Source organism: Paraburkholderia sp. BR13439 (assembly GCF_040948805.1).
GTDB classification, from domain to species: domain Bacteria; phylum Pseudomonadota; class Gammaproteobacteria; order Burkholderiales; family Burkholderiaceae; genus Paraburkholderia; species Paraburkholderia youngii.
On the sequence record NZ_JBFPKN010000003.1, the window covers coordinates 259,559 to 274,826 of the forward strand.

Consider the following 15,268-nt stretch of genomic DNA (forward strand, 5'->3'; position numbering starts at 1 on the left):
CCAACGACTCGATTTCAGATAGGCGATGCGGGGAACGAGTTAGCCTTTTGCAGTTCGCACGGCATTGGCCGCTGACGCGTGGCCATTCACGTTCTTGCGTGCAGTCGGCGCGCGCATTCTTCGAGAAGACGAATGGAAACATCTGGCCGTGGTCGTGGACGATCGGTCGAAGTCGATTTCTTTCGCGGTATCGTGCTGATCGTCATCGTGCTCGATCACATTCCCGGCAGCACGCTATCGCATCTGATGCTGCACGCGTACGCGTTGTGCGATTCAGCCGAGGTGTTCGTGTTTCTCGGCGGCTATGCATCGGCGGCCGCGTATACGGCGGTGCTTGCGCATCGCGGCGAACACGCGGCGCAGCTGCGCTTCGTCAAACGCTGCTGGGAAATCTATCGCGCGTATCTATTGACGGCGATGCTGATGCTCGTATCCGGCGCGGTTCTCGCGCGGCTCGATCTGAATCGGCCGATGGTAGAAATGACCGGCTGGCCACCTTTTGCGTTGCAGCCGTGGCGTGAGGCATTCGACATCGCGCTGTTACGACGGCAGCCGTATCTGTCCAGCGTGCTGCCGATGTATGTGCTGTTCGCGCTATGTGTGCCGGTGATGGTGCCGCTCGCGCGCCGCTCGGTATCGCTTGCGCTTGCCGTGAGCCTCGCGCTGTGGGCCGTCGCGCGGCCGCTTGCCGCGTTATTCAGCATTGACGATGTCGCCGGCTGGGCTTTTAATCCATTTGCGTGGCAACTGATGTTCGTGCTCGGCATGCTGTGTCGTATGCAGCCGATCAGCGAACGTTTTCATGCGAGCTGCGCCGCCCGGTGGCTCACGCGCGTCGCGGTCGTTGCGGTGCTCGCCTTCGCGATCGTCAAACTTTTCGTGCTGACGCAGCCTTTGCCCGGCACGCACAAACAGAATCTTTCAGTGGAACGTGTGATCAATTTCATCGTCATCGCCTGGCTCGCCGCCCAGTTCGTGCGGATGGGCAGCATCGCGTGGCTCGCGACGCGGCTGCCCGTCGTGGTGACGGTCGGGCGCGCCGGGCTCGTGTGCTTCGTCGCCGGCACGCTGGTGTCGTTGATGATCGACACGGCGACACCGCACACCTTTCATGGTTTTCGCGCGGTGCTGGTCGGGCTCGGCGGCGACCTCGCGGCGATAGGCGCGCTGCTGATGATCGCGCGCGGGTGGAGCGGCTGGAAGGGGCAGCAGCCGCGCGCGCACGCGAAGGGCGCGGGTTGCGGATGACACGACGCGAGCGCCGTGGGCGCGTCACGACTCCGATGCGCACCACGCGCAAGCTCGTTGGACTCGCAACCGTGATGAGCGTCGTGGTGCTCGCGTGGCTTGCGATACATCGCACGGCCGCGCAGGCCAAAGAAACACCGTTCGCGATGCACTGCGCGGAGTTCGCGGGCGCGGTGCTGTCGCCCGAACTGATCGAGATGCCAACGGCCGGCGCGCTGATCGAAAGTGCGGCGATGATCGGCGCGACCGCGCGGGGCAATCAGCAAGGCGGCGAGTATTGCCGCATCACGGGCCGCATCAAGGCACTGAATCCGACCACACCCGACATCCGCTTCGATCTGAATCTGCCGCGCCGCTGGAATGGCCGCGCGTTGCAGATCGGCGGTGGCGGGTACAACGGCGTGGTCGTCAGCGGCATTGGCGTGATGCCGTTTTCGCCGGATCGCGCGCCGCTCGCGCAAGGCTATGCGACGTTCGGCGACGACTCGGGGCATGTCGGCGATTCGTCGCTCGCGGAGTTCGGTCTCGTCGATGAAGCGGTGACGAACTTCGGCTACGCGCATCTGAAGAAAACCCACGACGTCGCGCTCGCGCTGATCGCGAACGCGTACGGCAGGCCGCCGCAGCGCATGTATTTTGCCGGCGGTTCGACGGGTGGCCGCGAAGGCTACACGGTGATGCAGCGCTTTCCGGACGACTACGACGGCGTGATCGCCAATTCGCCCGCGCTGAATTTTTCCGGCGTGCGGCTGCTCGGCGTGAAGCTCGGTCAAGCCGAATATGGCACGCCGGGTGGCTTCGTGCCAGCGGCGCTGCTCGAAGCCGTCCATCAACGCACGCTCGAGGTATGCGACCGGCTCGACGGCACGGAGGACGGCATCGTCAGTGACGTCGAAGCGTGCCGCGCGCACCAGGCGGAAATTATCGATTCCCTGCGCTGCGCGCTGCGCCCTTCATCGCACGATGCGTGTCTGACCGACGCGCAATTGGCCACCTTGCTGGTGATGCGAGATGGACTGTCGCTGCCGTATCGGCTCGCGTGGGGCGTGAGCGGCTATCGCGGCTACAACGTGTTCCAGGGCACGCAACTGACCGGCGCGCTCGGGCTCGCGCATCAACCGGGGCGTCAGCCGGTGCCGACGTTCCGTGCGAACGGATATCTGTTCGCGCAAGGCGACGGCTATCTGCGCTACTTCGTCGCGCGCGACGCGCAGTTCGATTCCTTGACGTTCGATCCGCAACGGCCCGGCAAATATCTCTCGCAGTTGATCGCGCTGTCGGCCACGATCGGCTCGATGAACCCGGACCTGTCGCGCTATATCGCGCGCGGCGGCAAGCTGATCACGCTGCAAGGTCTCGCCGACGAAGTGATCAGCCCGAACCAGACGATCGCGTATCACGACGCGCTGATCGCGCGTTTCGGCAAGGACGAGGTCGATCGTTTCATGCGGCTCTACATGGTGCCGGGGTTCCAGCATGGCAACGGCGTGTTCATTCCCTCGGTCGATCTGCTCGGCGCGCTCGACGCGTGGGTCACGCGCGGCGTCGCGCCGGAAACGCTGACGGCCACCGATCTCGCCGCGGCGACGAATGGACGTTCGCGGCCGCTGTGCCGCTATCCCGGGTTTCCGCGTTATATCGGCAAAGGCAATGTAAATCTGGCGAGTAGTTTTGTCTGTGCGCAGCCTTGAGGTATGAGTCCTCGCAGCGCCTGTGCGGACGAGCGGGCCACACAGGAAAACGGCGACGCAGCAACTCGACGCCGCGTCGCCCGCTGAAGCTCGACGGCCGTTACTGCCCGTTCTGCATCCTGCCGTTGTTCATGTCGTTATCGTTGTTCATGTTGTTGCCGGTTCCGCTGCGCATGCCGTTGTTCATGTTGTTGCCCATGCCGCCTGTCGCACCACCGGTCGCCGGGCTATTCGGGCTCGCGCCGGTGCCCGTGCCCATCCCGCCGCCGGTGCCCGTCACACCCGGCGAACCGTAGCCGGAGCCGGTGTTGCCCGGCGTGCGGACCGAGCCCGGGCCAACACCCGGAGTGGCCGTACCGCCCGCGCCGCCCGTCGTGCCGCCACCGGCGCCGATGCCGGTGCCGGTGCCGCCCGCGCCACCACCGCCGCCGCTCATGCCGCCGGCAGCACCGCCGCCCGCGCCTCCCGCACTACCGCCGGCGCCCGCGCCGGCAGCACCGCCCGCCTGCGCGTATATGCCACCCGACAACGCCATCACGAGCGCGGAAGCAAAGATCGTCCTGGTCATGCGTTTCATGATTTACCTCCACCAAAAGAGTTGCTGTCCTGCAAGGGCCGCAAGGGGTGTGCCTCGGGGTTGATCGGCCGGATGATCGGCGAGAGCGCCGCGATGGCGCGCGTGCTCGACGCTGAAACGGTGACCGCGACGAGCGAACCCGCGCGCAACACGCTGACGTATGGCCGCGGCGGCGACGTCTGCTTCTACACGGTGCAACGCAATGGCCGCCGCACCGCTGTGCGGTTCGACTTCATCGACCAAGGTCCGGGAATTGCTGAATTCAAGAGGCGTTGACCGACGGCTTCACGAGCGGCAACGGATTGGGCCTCGGTCTGGGCGGCGCAGGCGGCCGTTCGCGCGGCTCGGTCCGGCGAGCCTCGACCAGATCGCGCAGCGTACGGCGGCCCAGTCGGGCAGAACTGGCGATACGACCGCAACCGAACACTTCGGCGAGCGCGGCGTCGACGGCATTTCAGCGGATCCTGGCGGCGCGGCCGCGGCGGGAGAAGCATGAGCGCATCCGCACCGAAGCGCACGGCGCGGCGCGCTCGGGCACTGCATCATGAATGCTCCGCATCGCGGGCATTCTCCTACGGACACGCCTTTTCATGACCGATGCGAACGCGAACCTGATCCTCAACGTCGACGATAACGAAGGCGCTCGTTACGCGAAAACGCGCATCCTGTCGCGCGCGGGCTTCATAGTGATCGAGGCCGGCAACGGCGCGCAAGCGATCGAGCGCGCGCGCATTTCGCAGCCGGACCTCGTGCTGCTCGACGTCAATCTGCCCGATCTGAACGGCTTCGAAGTGTGCCGCCGCATCAAAGCCGCGCCCGAGACCTCGGGCGTGCTCGTGATCCACACGTCGGCGGCCGCGGTGCAGAGCATGGACCGGGTGCGCGGCCTCGAAGGCGGCGCGGACAGCTATTTGACCGAGCCGGTCGAGCCGGCCGAACTGATCGCGCAGGTGCGCGCGCTGCTGCGCGTGCGCCGCGCGGAGGGCGCGTTGCGCGAGAGCGAAGAACGCTTCCGGCAGATGGCCGAGAACATCGACGACGTGTTCTGGATGCTCGACCCATCGAGCGCGCAACTGCTGTATGTGAGCCCCGCGTATCGACGTCTTTGGGGCGACGCGGCGCACGAGCCGACGCCGAGCGGGCGCCACTGGGCCAACCACATTCATCCGCAGGACGAGGCCGCGCTCGAGGCCGCGTATCGCGCGCTCGCGACCGGTGTCGCGTACGAGATCGAATACCGGATCGTGCGGCCCGACGGCGAGACGCGCTGGGCAGTCGAGCGCGGCTTTCCGGTGCGCGACGCGCGCGGGCGCATCTACCGGCTCGCCGGCATCGTCAACGATATTTCGGATCGCAAGGCCAACGAGATGGCGTTGCGCGACGCCGATCGCCGCAAGGACGAGTTCCTCGCGATGCTCGCGCACGAGCTGCGCAATCCGCTCGCGCCGATCCGCAACGCGATCGAACTGCTCGACCCGAGCCGTGCGCCCTCGCAGCAAAGCTTCGAGGCGATGCGCGCGGTGATCGGGCGCCAGGTCAAGCATCTGAGCCGGCTCGTCGACGATCTGCTGGACGTCGCGCGCATCACGCAGGGCAAGATTACGCTGCGCCACGAGATCGTCGAGCTGGCCGCCGCGCTCGAAGCCGCGATCGAAACCGTGCGGCCCGCGTTGAATCGCAAGGGCCATACGCTCACCACCGATCTGCCCGGCGAGCCGCTGTTCGTCGTCGGCGACGGCGTGCGGATCGCGCAGGTGCTCGGCAATGTCCTGTCGAATGCGGCGAAGTACACGCCGCAGCGCGGCGACATCCGCATCGAAGTCCGCGAAGCGGGCGATGACGTGCTGATCAGCGTACGCGACAACGGCGTGGGCATCGGCGCCGAAACGATCCCGCATATTTTCGATCTGTTCGTGCAATCGGAAATCTCGATCGAACGCTCCGAAGGCGGCCTCGGCATCGGCCTGCCGCTCGCGCGTACGCTGGTCGAGTTGCACGGCGGCGGGATCGAGGCGTATTCGGCGGGACTCGGGCGCGGTAGCGAGTTCGTCGTGCGTTTGCCGCTGACGCGGCTTGCCGACGCCGAGCAAGCGTCGACGGCGGCGCCCGAAGCGGTGCCGAATCACGGCGGCCAGGCGCTGCGCGTGCTGCTCGTCGACGACAGCGTCGATGCGGCGCTCGCGTTGTCGCTGGTGCTGCAGGCGGACGGGTACGAGGTGCGCGTCGGGCACGAGGCCAACACCGCGCTCGAACTGGCCGCGCACTTCCAGCCGCAGATCGTGCTGCTCGACCTCGGCCTGCCCGGCATGGACGGCTTCGAGCTCGCGCAGGAGATGCGCCGCCGTCCGGTCACCGTCGACGCGCTGCTGATCGCAGTGACCGGCTATGGCCAGGCCACCGACCGGCAGCGCTCGCGCGAGGCCGGCTTCGATCATCATCTGGTGAAGCCGGTGTCGGTCGAGGAAATCCAGAACGTGATCGCAAGCCGCTTTCCGGGCGCGCACCACAGCGCGTCGGCGTAAAAGGCTGCCGGCGCGCGTCGCGCGCGCCCGGATGGCCGCGCCGGGCCTCGGTCCGCATCCGAACCCATCAGTAAGCCGAACTATCTCGCGCCGCGGCGAATCCGCGGCCGCGTGGTTCCGTGCCCTGCAGGCTTTCGCACTTTCCATTACATTGCGGATGCGGCGCGTCCGTTCACGCCGGTTTCCCTCATTCAACAGCGGTGTCTGCCATTATCGAGTCCATGCAGCCTATCGTTTCGGTCACGAATCTGTCGAAAACCTATGCCAGCGGTTTTCGGGCACTGAAGAACATCAATCTGGCAATCCACCGTGGAGAAATCTTCGCGCTGCTCGGGCCGAACGGCGCGGGCAAGACCACGCTGATCAGCATCGTCTGCGGTATCGTCAACGCGAGCGAAGGCAGCGTGACGGTGGACGGTCACGACATCGGCGCCAACTATCGCGCGGCCCGCTCGCTGATCGGCCTCGTGCCGCAGGAGCTGACCACCGACGCGTTCGAAACCGTCTGGGCCACCGTGTCGTTCAGCCGCGGCCTGTTCGGCAAGCCGAAGAACCCCGCTTACATCGAGAAAGTGCTGCGCGACCTGTCGCTCTGGGAGAAGCGCAACAACAAGATCATCACGCTGTCGGGCGGCATGAAGCGGCGTGTGCTGATCGCCAAGGCGCTGTCGCACGAGCCGCGCGTGCTGTTCCTCGACGAACCGACCGCCGGCGTCGACGTCGAGCTGCGGCGCGACATGTGGAAGCTCGTGCGCTCGCTCGCGGCGAGCGGCGTGACGATCATCCTGACCACGCATTACATCGACGAAGCCGAAGAGATGGCCGATCGCATCGGCGTGATCAATGCGGGCGAGATCATGCTGGTCGAAGAGAAGACCGAGCTGATGCGCAAGCTCGGCACCAAGCAGTTGACGCTGCAACTGGAGTACCCGCTCGACGATGTGCCGGCTGCGCTCGCCGGCTACGGGCTGGCGGTCGCGAACGGCGGCAACGAGCTGATCTATACCTATGAAGGCGAGGGCGGCCGCACCGACATCATCGCGCTGCTGAAGTCGCTCGACGATGCCGGCATCCGCTTCAAGGACCTGCACACTACGCAGAGTTCGCTCGAAGACATTTTCGTCAGCCTGCTGCGGGGGAACCCATGAACATCTACGCAATGCGCGCGATCTACAAGTTCGAAATGGCGCGCACGTGGCGCACGCTGATGCAAAGCATCATCGCGCCGGTCATTTCCACTTCGCTGTACTTCGTCGTGTTCGGCTCGGCGATCGGCTCGCGCATCAAGGAAGTGGAGGGCATCAGCTATGGCGCGTTCATCGTGCCGGGGCTGATCATGCTGTCGCTGCTGTCGCAAAGCATCGCGAACGCGTCGTTCGGGATTTACTTTCCACGTTTCACCGGCACGATCTACGAGCTGCTGTCGGCGCCCGTGTCGTATCTGGAGATCGTCGTCAGCTATGTGGGCGCGGCGGCCACCAAGTCGATCCTGCTCGGACTCATCATTCTCGCGACCGCCGCGCTGTTCGTGCCGTTGCAGATCATGCATCCGTTCTGGATGGTGCTGTTTCTGGTTTTGACGGCGGTCACGTTCAGTCTGCTCGGCTTCATCATCGGCATCTGGGCGGACAGCTTCGAGAAGCTGCAACTGGTGCCGCTGTTGATCGTCACGCCGCTCACGTTCTTAGGCGGCGCCTTTTATTCGGTGGACATGCTGCCGCCGTTCTGGCATGCCGTCACGCTGTTCAATCCGATCGTCTATCTGGTCAGCGGGTTTCGCTGGAGTTTCTTCGAGTTGGGTGACGTCGGCGTCGGCCTGAGTCTGGGCATGACGCTGCTGTTTCTCGCGGTGTTCCTCGTGATCGTCGGCTGGATCTTCAGGACCGGCTATCGGTTGAAAAGTTGATAGACATGCGACACTGAAATGAGGAGAGGGCGCGACGGCGAAATGCCGTCGCGCCCTCTTCATCGATACGCGGTGACGCCGACTACGACAGATACGCCTGAGCGACATTGATCAACTGCACGCGGTTGCGCACGTTGAACAACTGCCGCAAGCGCCGCAGATGATAGTCGACGTTATGCGGCGACAGGCCGAGGAAATACGCGATCTCCTTGTCCCGCTGCCCCTGCACGACCGCCTTCAGCACCGCATGCTGCAGCTTGCTCAGCGCGATGCGCTGCTGCTGCGCGGGCGCGATGCCGATCACGCTTTTCGCGTGCGTCCAGATGAACTCGTGAATCGAGTGCGCGAACATCAGCGTTTCCGCGACGATCGATTCGGTCATCCAGCGCGGGTTGCCGATCGCCGAGTTGAAGCACAGGCTCGCGCTCAGCTCCGGCTCCGGCAGCGGCATCTGCGTGAGAATGCCGCTCTTGCGCCCGGCCGCTTCCAGCATGTCGATCAAAGCGCCGAGCCGCTCGCTGCGCAACTGCGCGCGCGGCAGATCGGCGCGCAGGTCGGCGGTATTCCACAGAAACGGCATGCCGGTCGGCGACGCGTGCGCGACGCGCGGATCGAGCTCGAAATAGCGCTCGCGGAAATAGCGCGTGAGCCATGCCTGCGACTCGTAACTCGTCAATACGAACATCGTCTTGTGATGCGACGACGTGCGCGTGGCGGTATAGCTGAACGAGTCGAAGCCCAACTGCCTGATGCGCTGGCGCACGAACTCCATGCGGTCCTGCGCGCTGCCGAACCGTCCGAGCGGACTGATCAGCGGCGCGGCGCGGCGCGCCGCGGGCGACGGCGTGCCGATCTCCTCCTCGGTAAACAGAGTCAGAAAGCCACTGCGCCCCGCGCCATTCACGGTGCGGGGAGACATCTTCACTGCTTCAGCCGCGTGGGCTGATTTCGCGGCGTGCCGCGCGCCGGCCGGATAAGCCGGTTGGGCGGATGCCGCTCTCGGGTGTGCTGCCGACGCGTGCCCGGCTTCGCCTTGCGGCGAGCCGTTCAGCCATTGCGGCAGCGTATCGCATTCATGTTCCATGAAACGGTAGCTCCGGCGTTCTAAACGCGTGAAATACGACAACCTCAATGATTAGCGATTTCGTGAAATGTCGGTAGCCGGTTCCTTGCTATCATTTTTGTGATCTTGCGCTGACAGTGGACCGGCAATACGGGTACGGCGGCGCTTCTCCTTCCATACGGCACCTCCTTCGAAGGGATGTGATGGCACGAATTCCCAAGCTCACGACGACGCTCGCCTACGACCGCTATATGGCCGGCCAGCGACTCGTGTCGAGCGTGGATCGCGAGTGGCGGCATCTGGTGCTGCGCTCGTATCTCGAACCGGTGCGGCAAGACCTGCTCGAAGCGCCCGGTTTGCGCGACTTCACGCTGATGACGCTCGCGAGCGGCGCCGAGCATCTCGAACGCAACCTCGGCGGAACTTGGGAAAGCGCCGATATGCGCGTGAACGACCTGTGGTTCGTGCCGCCCACGCCGATCTCGTGGCGCTGGCATTCGATCAGCGACGAGCCGTTGTCTACCTTGCACGTGCACATCGAGCGCGCTTTGATCGACAGCGTCGCGCAACAGATGGGGCTCGACGCGTCGCGTGAACTGTCGCTCGGCGACGCGATGCGCTTCAACGATCCGCTGATCGCCGCGATGCTTGCCGCACTGCATCGCGCCGCCCGCGATCCCGCCGATTCGCGTCTGTATGTCGATACGCTGGTTCACGCGCTCGCCGCGCACCTGCTGCAGCACTATTCGAGCGGCAACGGCGCGCGCCGCGGCAGCGCGACGGGCCCCGAACGGCTGGTGCCGCGCCGCATACGCCGGGTGATCGACTACATCCGCGCCAATCTCGCCGAAGATCTGGCAATCGCCGAACTGGCCGAGCAGGCCGGCCTAAGCAGTTTTCATTTTGCCCGGGTGTTTCGCCGCGAGACCGGGGAGACGCCACACCAGTTCGTCACGCGCTTACGGCTCGAGGAAGCGGCGAGGCTGCTGCGCGCCACGGATCGAACCGTGCTGCAAATCGCGCTCGAAGTCGGCTTCGAGAATGCCGGTCACTTCTCCGTGCAATTCAAGCGTGGCTATGGCGCGACGCCGCTCGCCTACCGGCTGCGCGGTTGAGATGGACGATCCGCAACGGCTTGTTTTTTTCTCCAGTCGGAATCACGCACCTGCGCAGTGTGCGTTGCATTGCGCGGCTTGCAAACTACGAACATTCGTGGCTGCGCGCGCTGCAAACTGGCATCGCACGTCGCGCAAGGCTTTGCGGTTCGGCCCGCCACCCGCGATCGTATCTGGTCTAAATGGACTGACCGCGACGCGGACAAGTGTACCTGTCGGAACCTTGCATCGGACGACAGAATCGAAGCGCCTTTCAATTTCATACACCGGATAACGCGCCATGACCCGACTCAAGATGACCGCCTGCGGCCACACCTTCATCGCCGAAACGCATCCCGATGCGCCGCAGACCGTGGCCGCGTTCCTGGAGCTGCTGCCGTACCGGCAGAAGCTGATCCACGTGCGCTGGAGCGGCGAGGGCTGCTGGGTGCCGCTCGGCGAATTCAAGCTCGAGAACGACGGGATCGCGGTCGGCTTCGAGAATCACACGAGCCATCCGTCGGTCGGTGACATCCTGTTCTATCCGGGCGGCTATAGCGAGACCGAGATCATCCTCGCCTATGGCTCGTGCTGCTTCGCGAGCAAGATGGGGCAACTCGCGGGCAATCATTTTCTGACGATCGTCGAAGGCAAGGAGAAACTGCGCGAACTCGGCACGAAGGTGCTGTGGGAGGGGGCGCAGGAGGTGGTGTTCGAGAGGCATTGAGCGGGCCGCACTTCCTTGCTGGGCATACGCGATGCTTGGTTGAAGAGCCGCGTGCGGTCGGGTACCGGCCGCGCACGTCAGGCACGCGGCACTGTCTGGCCCGCCCGGCGAGGAGGAGCAAATGCGAGGCATAAATGACAAGGTCCGCGCTGTAGTTTTTGCCATGTCGATCGTGCTGCTGTCGGCTTGCGGCGGGGGCGGCAGCGGCAGCGGCGGGTCGAGTAACGGCGGCGGCACGGCGACCGAGCCGGCCGGCGGCGTCAAGCTGCAGGTGGTGTCGTTCGGCGACAGCCTGTCGGACGTCGGGACCTATGCGCCCCTCGCGAGTGCGGTGGGCGGCGGGCGTTTCACCACCAACCCCGGCCAGGTATGGGCCCAGAACGTCGCGCAATACTATGGCGATACGCTGAGCGCCGCGTTCACGATCGATCTCACGCACAGGCTGAGTGCGCAGAGCGGCCTCGGTTATGCGGAAGGCGGCTCGACCGTGGCGACACCGGCGAACCAGTACGACTACCTGAGCGACGTCATCGGCAACATCGAAATGCCGGTCAATCAGCAACTGTCGAGCTATCTGGGCGCTCACGGCAGCTTCAACGCCAATCAGCTCGTGCTCGTGTGGGTGGGCTCGAACGATGTGCTGCGCGCCGGCAACCTGCCCGCCGCTGCGCCGGTCGTGCAGGCGGCGGCCACCACGCTCGCCCAGCTCGTCGGGCAGATCGTGCAGAACGGCGGCGTGCATGTGGTGGTGATCAATGTACCGAATATCGGGCTGTCGCCGAAGGGGCTCGCTTCGGCCGATGGTGGCGCGAACCTCACGCAGTTGTCGCAGCTATTCAACGCTACGCTCAATAGCGCGCTGCAAACCGATGGACTGCAATCGAAGGTGATCGAGATCGATTCGTACACGTGGACGAATCAGGTGATCGGAAGCTTTCAGGCGAACGGTTTTACCGTGTCGAATACGGGGCAGGCCTGCGACCCGAAGAAGACGCCCGATGACACCTCGCTGCTATGCTCGCCGGCGACCTATGTGAGCGCCAACGCGGATCGGACTTACATGTTCGCCGATGATCTGCATCCGACCACGCATATGCACGCATTGTTTGCGCAGTTCGTCGAGCAGCAGATCGCGCATAGCGGGTTGGGGCGGTGAGGGGGCACCGCGGCGCGGCCTGTTTTCGGCACCCCGTCCTTCAACCAGGCCGGGGTGCGCACCACATCACATCGTCACTTGAACAACTTCGTCGCCTGCGTCAGCGTATTGATGACCCCCCACGCAAGCGGCACCATCACATACAGCCAGAACACCACAAGCATCACCTTGTTGGTCGGATGTACGGTTTGAACGGTCGACATACGGATCTCCTCACGCGCCCTTGGCGACTTGTGCATCGGTCATGTGGTGCTTCTCGTCCACACGCTTGACCAGCAGGTTGCAGATAAAGCCGATCACGAGCAGCACGGCCATGATGTGTACGGTCATCGTGTACGCGTCCGCTTTCGCTACGCCGTTCGCGACTTCATACGCGCGGATGTAGTTGACGAGCACCGGACCCGCGACGCCGGCCGCGGCCCACGCGGTCAACAGACGTCCATGAATGCCGCCGACGAACGTCGTGCCGAACATGTCGGCGAGATAGGCCGGCACCGTCGCGAAGCCGCCGCCGTACATCGACAGGATGATGCAGTATGTCAGCACGAACAGCGCGATCTGTCCGTTCGCGGCGAAGCTCGGCACGAGGTAGTAGAGCACCGCGCCGAGCGCGAAGAAGATGTAGTAGGTGTTCTTGCGGCCGATCCAGTCCGACGCCGACGCCCACACGAAACGCCCACCCATGTTGAACAGCGACAGGAGCCCGACGAAGCCGGCCGCCGCGGCAGCCGTCACCGTGTTCTTGAAGCTCTCCTGGATCATCACCGAGGCCTGGCCGAGAATGCCGATGCCAGCCGTCACGTTCAGGAACAGCACGAGCCAGATCAGATAGAACTGCGGTGTCTTCAACGCCTGGTCGATATGCACATGATTGCTCGTGATCAGCCGGTGCTGCGTCGCTGCGGGCGGCGTCCAGCCGGCCGGCTTCCAGTCCGCCGGCGGCACGCGGATCGCGAGCGCGCCGATCGTCATCGAGATGAAATAGACGATGCCGAGCACGATGAAGGTCTCCGCGACGCCGATGCTCGTCGCGCTTTGAAAGTGCTTCATCAGCGCGACCGACAACGGCGCCGCGATCATCGCGCCGCCGCCGAAGCCCATGATCGCCATGCCGGTCGCCATGCCGCGGCGGTCCGGAAACCAGCGGATCAGCGTCGACACCGGCGACACATAACCGAGCCCCAGCCCGATCCCGCCGATCACGCCGTAGCCGAGATACAGCAGCACGATCTGATGCAGGTACACGCCGAGCGCGGACACGAGGAAGCCGCCGCCGAAACAGCAAGCGGCCGTGAACATCGTGCGACGCGGACCGACGTGTTCGAGCCATTTGCCGGCGAACGCCGCCGACAAACCGAGGAACACGATCGCAAGCGAAAAGATCCAGCCGAGCGCGGTCAGCGACCAGTCATCGGGCGCGGACTGCGTGATGCCGACCACCTTGGTCAGCGGTCCGTTGAAGACCGAGAACGCGTAGGCCTGGCCGATGCACAGATGCACGGCCAGAGCGGCGGGAGGCACCATCCAGCGCGAGAAACCGGGCTGCGCGATGGTGGCCTGTTTCGAAAAGAATGGGGCTGAACCTTGTTGGCTGCCCGGCTCGCTGATGCTACTCATAAGTGGGTCTCCTTACAGTTGTTCTGTTTATCGGCGTTTCGTGCAATTACCTGAGGCGGCGGAGTGTAACTTGCGCGGGCGGCCCCGTCATCGCTATATGTACTTTTATTTCATATGACCGGTCCGACACACCCGAAAATCATGCTGGGTCGACAATAGGACGTGGACGATGGCTTCGCAATATGAAGCGCGCGGACATAAGGTGTGATCCTGGTCAAACGCGACGACGCTTCACGCGATTCTGCAAATCGCGTGGGACGCGCCGACCGGGTCGCCTCGAACTTTCGACTAGAGGCACTATGCAAAGTGCGCGACAAGCGAGCCGCGCAGATCGCCCGGCACGAAAAAGAAACGGGCTGGCGCGGCTTCTTTGCCACGTCGGCCCGTCGTGTATCGGCGGCGAGTTTCGCCGGCGCGACGAGACCCGTCGACACACGAGCCCGACGCCGTAGCCGACCTGCACGCCGCTGCTGTAGAAGGCCTTCTTTTTCTCGGGCCAAGCGCCAAGGAACCCATCGCGGGCAATGATGTGGGCGAACCACGAAGCCCTATGGCGTGCTAACGTGAGGCATCTTAAAAACAACAGGTGTTGATATACTACATACCGAATATTGAAAAATGCGGCGTTGCAGCATATGATTGAGGAATCATCTTTCTCAATCTTCGGAGTTGCACGTGGAATTCGTCCCTCTCGCGCTGTTCGCCGTCGCTGTCGTAGGGTTGGGCTGTGCCGCCACCGTTTTGCTGACCGACTGGATTCCCGACTCGATCGGAGCGCGTGCATCGCAGCATGGCCGCTTCGTGGGACTCGGCGAGCAGCGCGGCAAAGCGGCGGCGCCGAATCGCGCGCGTGTTCGAGCAGAGGCGATGAATGTCGTCAGAACTTCCAACTGAAACAGTGGCCACCCCGTTGACCCTGTCGTTGCAGCCCATCGGCGCGAGCGCGAGCTTGCGCGATCAGGCGTATGCGATGCTCCGCCAGGCGATCGCCGACGCGGATATCTACCAGAATCGCGAAGAAATCCGTCTCGACGAGCGCGTGCTCAGCGAATCGCTCGGCGTGAGCCGCACGCCGGTGCGCGAGGCGATGACACTGCTCGAGCAGGAGGGCTTTTTGCGCATGGTGCCGCGGCGCGGCATCTACATCGTGCGCAAGAGCAAGCGCGAAATCGTCGAGATGATCCAGATGTGGGCCGCGCTCGAAAGCATGGCCGCGCGCCTTGCCACGCTGCATGCGACCGACGAGGAAATCGGCCGCCTGCGTCATATGTTCGACAATTTCCGCGACACGACGCCGGCCGAGCATATCGCCGAGTATTCGGACGCGAACATCGCGTTTCACCAGGCGATCGTCGAGTTGTCGAAGTCGCAGATCATTCTCGACACCATCAAAAACATCTTCATCCACGTGCGCGCGATCCGGCGCATGACCATCTCGCAGAGCGACCGGGCCGCGCGCTCGATCGTCGATCATCTGCGCATCATCGAGGCGCTGGAGAAGCGCGATACCGAACTGGCCGAGCGGCTCACGCGTCAGCATTCGCTCGATCTCGCGGCGTTCGTCGAAGCCAATTGCGATTTTCTCGATTGATGGCGGCGTAGACGCCTGATTGCCTGCCGATTTCGAAAAGCCCGCGGTGTGCAAGCACCGCGGGCTTTTTCGCGCG

General features: G+C 64.2%; 15 protein-coding genes. 11 read left to right on the plus strand and 4 right to left on the minus strand.

The window, feature by feature from the left end; genetic code table 11:
• Positions 1-132: 132 nt before the first annotated feature.
• Together AB3X96_RS07975 and AB3X96_RS07980 are read left to right on the plus strand one after the other, a co-directional pair.
• Complete coding sequence (locus AB3X96_RS07975) at positions 133-1,248, plus strand: OpgC domain-containing protein (protein ID WP_368589270.1); 1,116 nt, start codon at positions 133-135, stop codon at positions 1,246-1,248.
• 35 nt (positions 1,249-1,283) lie between these two features.
• Positions 1,284-2,939, plus strand: coding sequence for a tannase/feruloyl esterase family alpha/beta hydrolase (locus AB3X96_RS07980; RefSeq protein WP_368589271.1), 1,656 nt, complete (start codon positions 1,284-1,286; stop codon positions 2,937-2,939).
• A gap of 100 nt (positions 2,940-3,039) precedes the next feature.
• On the opposite strand, the gene AB3X96_RS07985 is transcribed toward AB3X96_RS07980, so the two are convergent.
• Positions 3,040-3,516, minus strand: coding sequence for a hypothetical protein (locus AB3X96_RS07985; protein WP_368589272.1), 477 nt, complete (start codon positions 3,514-3,516; stop codon positions 3,040-3,042).
• Positions 3,517-3,609: 93 nt separating this feature from the next.
• Here AB3X96_RS07985 and AB3X96_RS07990 point away from each other — a divergent pair, with 93 nt between their 5' ends.
• The 4 genes from AB3X96_RS07990 (at position 3,610) to AB3X96_RS08005 (ending at position 7,944) form a co-directional block, all read left to right on the plus strand.
• Entirely contained in the window at positions 3,610-3,792 is a 183-nt protein-coding gene (locus tag AB3X96_RS07990; RefSeq protein ID WP_368589273.1) for a hypothetical protein, read from the plus strand.
• A gap of 314 nt (positions 3,793-4,106) precedes the next feature.
• The gene (locus tag AB3X96_RS07995; protein WP_368589274.1) at positions 4,107-6,038 is read left to right on the plus strand and encodes a response regulator; all 1,932 of its coding nucleotides are present in this window, start codon (positions 4,107-4,109) and stop codon (positions 6,036-6,038) included.
• A 221-nt stretch (positions 6,039-6,259) separates the two neighbouring features.
• Complete coding sequence (locus AB3X96_RS08000) at positions 6,260-7,186, plus strand: ABC transporter ATP-binding protein (RefSeq protein ID WP_018437181.1); 927 nt, start codon at positions 6,260-6,262, stop codon at positions 7,184-7,186.
• Positions 7,183-7,944 carry an ABC transporter permease gene (locus AB3X96_RS08005; protein ID WP_176107643.1) on the plus strand — a complete coding sequence of 254 codons (762 nt, stop codon included), beginning with the start codon at positions 7,183-7,185 and terminating at the stop codon, positions 7,942-7,944. Before AB3X96_RS08000 ends, AB3X96_RS08005 begins: the two co-directional genes overlap by 4 nt.
• Positions 7,945-8,026: 82 nt before the next feature.
• Here AB3X96_RS08005 and AB3X96_RS08010 read toward each other — a convergent pair whose 3' ends face one another.
• Positions 8,027-9,028, minus strand: a complete 1,002-nt coding sequence (locus AB3X96_RS08010; RefSeq protein ID WP_368589275.1) for an autoinducer binding domain-containing protein — start codon at positions 9,026-9,028, stop codon at positions 8,027-8,029.
• Positions 9,029-9,210: 182 nt separating this feature from the next.
• Between AB3X96_RS08010 and AB3X96_RS08015 the strand changes: the two genes are divergently transcribed.
• The 3 genes from AB3X96_RS08015 (at position 9,211) to AB3X96_RS08025 (ending at position 11,984) form a co-directional block, all read left to right on the plus strand.
• A complete protein-coding gene (locus AB3X96_RS08015; protein WP_368589276.1) occupies positions 9,211-10,122 on the plus strand; it encodes a helix-turn-helix domain-containing protein in 912 nt (303 codons plus the stop codon).
• 280 nt (positions 10,123-10,402) lie between these two features.
• Positions 10,403-10,828 (plus strand): DUF3830 family protein, encoded by a 426-nt coding sequence (locus tag AB3X96_RS08020; RefSeq protein WP_368589277.1) that lies wholly within the window; start codon positions 10,403-10,405, stop codon positions 10,826-10,828.
• A 121-nt stretch (positions 10,829-10,949) separates the two neighbouring features.
• On the plus strand, positions 10,950-11,984 hold the full coding sequence (locus AB3X96_RS08025) for an SGNH/GDSL hydrolase family protein (protein WP_368589278.1): 1,035 nt from the start codon (positions 10,950-10,952) through the stop codon (positions 11,982-11,984).
• Between the two features lie 74 nt (positions 11,985-12,058).
• Here AB3X96_RS08025 and AB3X96_RS08030 read toward each other — a convergent pair whose 3' ends face one another.
• Both AB3X96_RS08030 and AB3X96_RS08035 read right to left on the minus strand, forming a co-directional pair.
• Complete coding sequence (locus tag AB3X96_RS08030) at positions 12,059-12,187, minus strand: oxalate:formate antiporter (protein ID WP_368589279.1); 129 nt, start codon at positions 12,185-12,187, stop codon at positions 12,059-12,061.
• Positions 12,188-12,197: 10 nt separating this feature from the next.
• Positions 12,198-13,601: an OFA family MFS transporter gene (locus AB3X96_RS08035; RefSeq protein WP_176107649.1), complete on the minus strand. Its 1,404-nt coding sequence runs from the start codon at positions 13,599-13,601 to the stop codon at positions 12,198-12,200.
• Positions 13,602-14,276: 675 nt separating this feature from the next.
• On the opposite strand from AB3X96_RS08035, the gene AB3X96_RS08040 reads away from it, so the two are divergent.
• Together AB3X96_RS08040 and AB3X96_RS08045 are read left to right on the plus strand one after the other, a co-directional pair.
• On the plus strand, positions 14,277-14,495 hold the full coding sequence (locus AB3X96_RS08040) for a hypothetical protein (protein WP_368589280.1): 219 nt from the start codon (positions 14,277-14,279) through the stop codon (positions 14,493-14,495).
• Complete coding sequence (locus AB3X96_RS08045) at positions 14,473-15,192, plus strand: GntR family transcriptional regulator (protein WP_013091210.1); 720 nt, start codon at positions 14,473-14,475, stop codon at positions 15,190-15,192. The genes AB3X96_RS08040 and AB3X96_RS08045 overlap by 23 nt, the downstream gene beginning before the upstream one ends.
• Positions 15,193-15,268: the final 76 nt, after the last annotated feature.

What these genes read in the sequence shown, in the direction of transcription:
- AB3X96_RS07975 (WP_368589270.1), top strand. Translation starts at nt 133, where the DNA reads ATGGAAACATCTGGCCGTGGTCGTGGACGATCGGTCGAAGTCGATTTC.
- AB3X96_RS07980 (WP_368589271.1), top strand. Translation starts at nt 1,284, where the DNA reads ATGCGCACCACGCGCAAGCTCGTTGGACTCGCAACCGTGATGAGCGTC.
- AB3X96_RS07985 (WP_368589272.1), bottom strand. Translation starts at nt 3,516, where the DNA reads ATGAAACGCATGACCAGGACGATCTTTGCTTCCGCGCTCGTGATGGCG.
- AB3X96_RS07990 (WP_368589273.1), top strand. Translation starts at nt 3,610, where the DNA reads ATGGCGCGCGTGCTCGACGCTGAAACGGTGACCGCGACGAGCGAACCC.
- AB3X96_RS07995 (WP_368589274.1), top strand. Translation starts at nt 4,107, where the DNA reads ATGACCGATGCGAACGCGAACCTGATCCTCAACGTCGACGATAACGAA.
- AB3X96_RS08000 (WP_018437181.1), top strand. Translation starts at nt 6,260, where the DNA reads ATGCAGCCTATCGTTTCGGTCACGAATCTGTCGAAAACCTATGCCAGC.
- AB3X96_RS08005 (WP_176107643.1), top strand. Translation starts at nt 7,183, where the DNA reads ATGAACATCTACGCAATGCGCGCGATCTACAAGTTCGAAATGGCGCGC.
- AB3X96_RS08010 (WP_368589275.1), bottom strand. Translation starts at nt 9,028, where the DNA reads ATGGAACATGAATGCGATACGCTGCCGCAATGGCTGAACGGCTCGCCG.
- AB3X96_RS08015 (WP_368589276.1), top strand. Translation starts at nt 9,211, where the DNA reads ATGGCACGAATTCCCAAGCTCACGACGACGCTCGCCTACGACCGCTAT.
- AB3X96_RS08020 (WP_368589277.1), top strand. Translation starts at nt 10,403, where the DNA reads ATGACCCGACTCAAGATGACCGCCTGCGGCCACACCTTCATCGCCGAA.
- AB3X96_RS08025 (WP_368589278.1), top strand. Translation starts at nt 10,950, where the DNA reads ATGCGAGGCATAAATGACAAGGTCCGCGCTGTAGTTTTTGCCATGTCG.
- AB3X96_RS08030 (WP_368589279.1), bottom strand. Translation starts at nt 12,187, where the DNA reads ATGTCGACCGTTCAAACCGTACATCCGACCAACAAGGTGATGCTTGTG.
- AB3X96_RS08035 (WP_176107649.1), bottom strand. Translation starts at nt 13,601, where the DNA reads ATGAGTAGCATCAGCGAGCCGGGCAGCCAACAAGGTTCAGCCCCATTC.
- AB3X96_RS08045 (WP_013091210.1), top strand. Translation starts at nt 14,473, where the DNA reads ATGTCGTCAGAACTTCCAACTGAAACAGTGGCCACCCCGTTGACCCTG.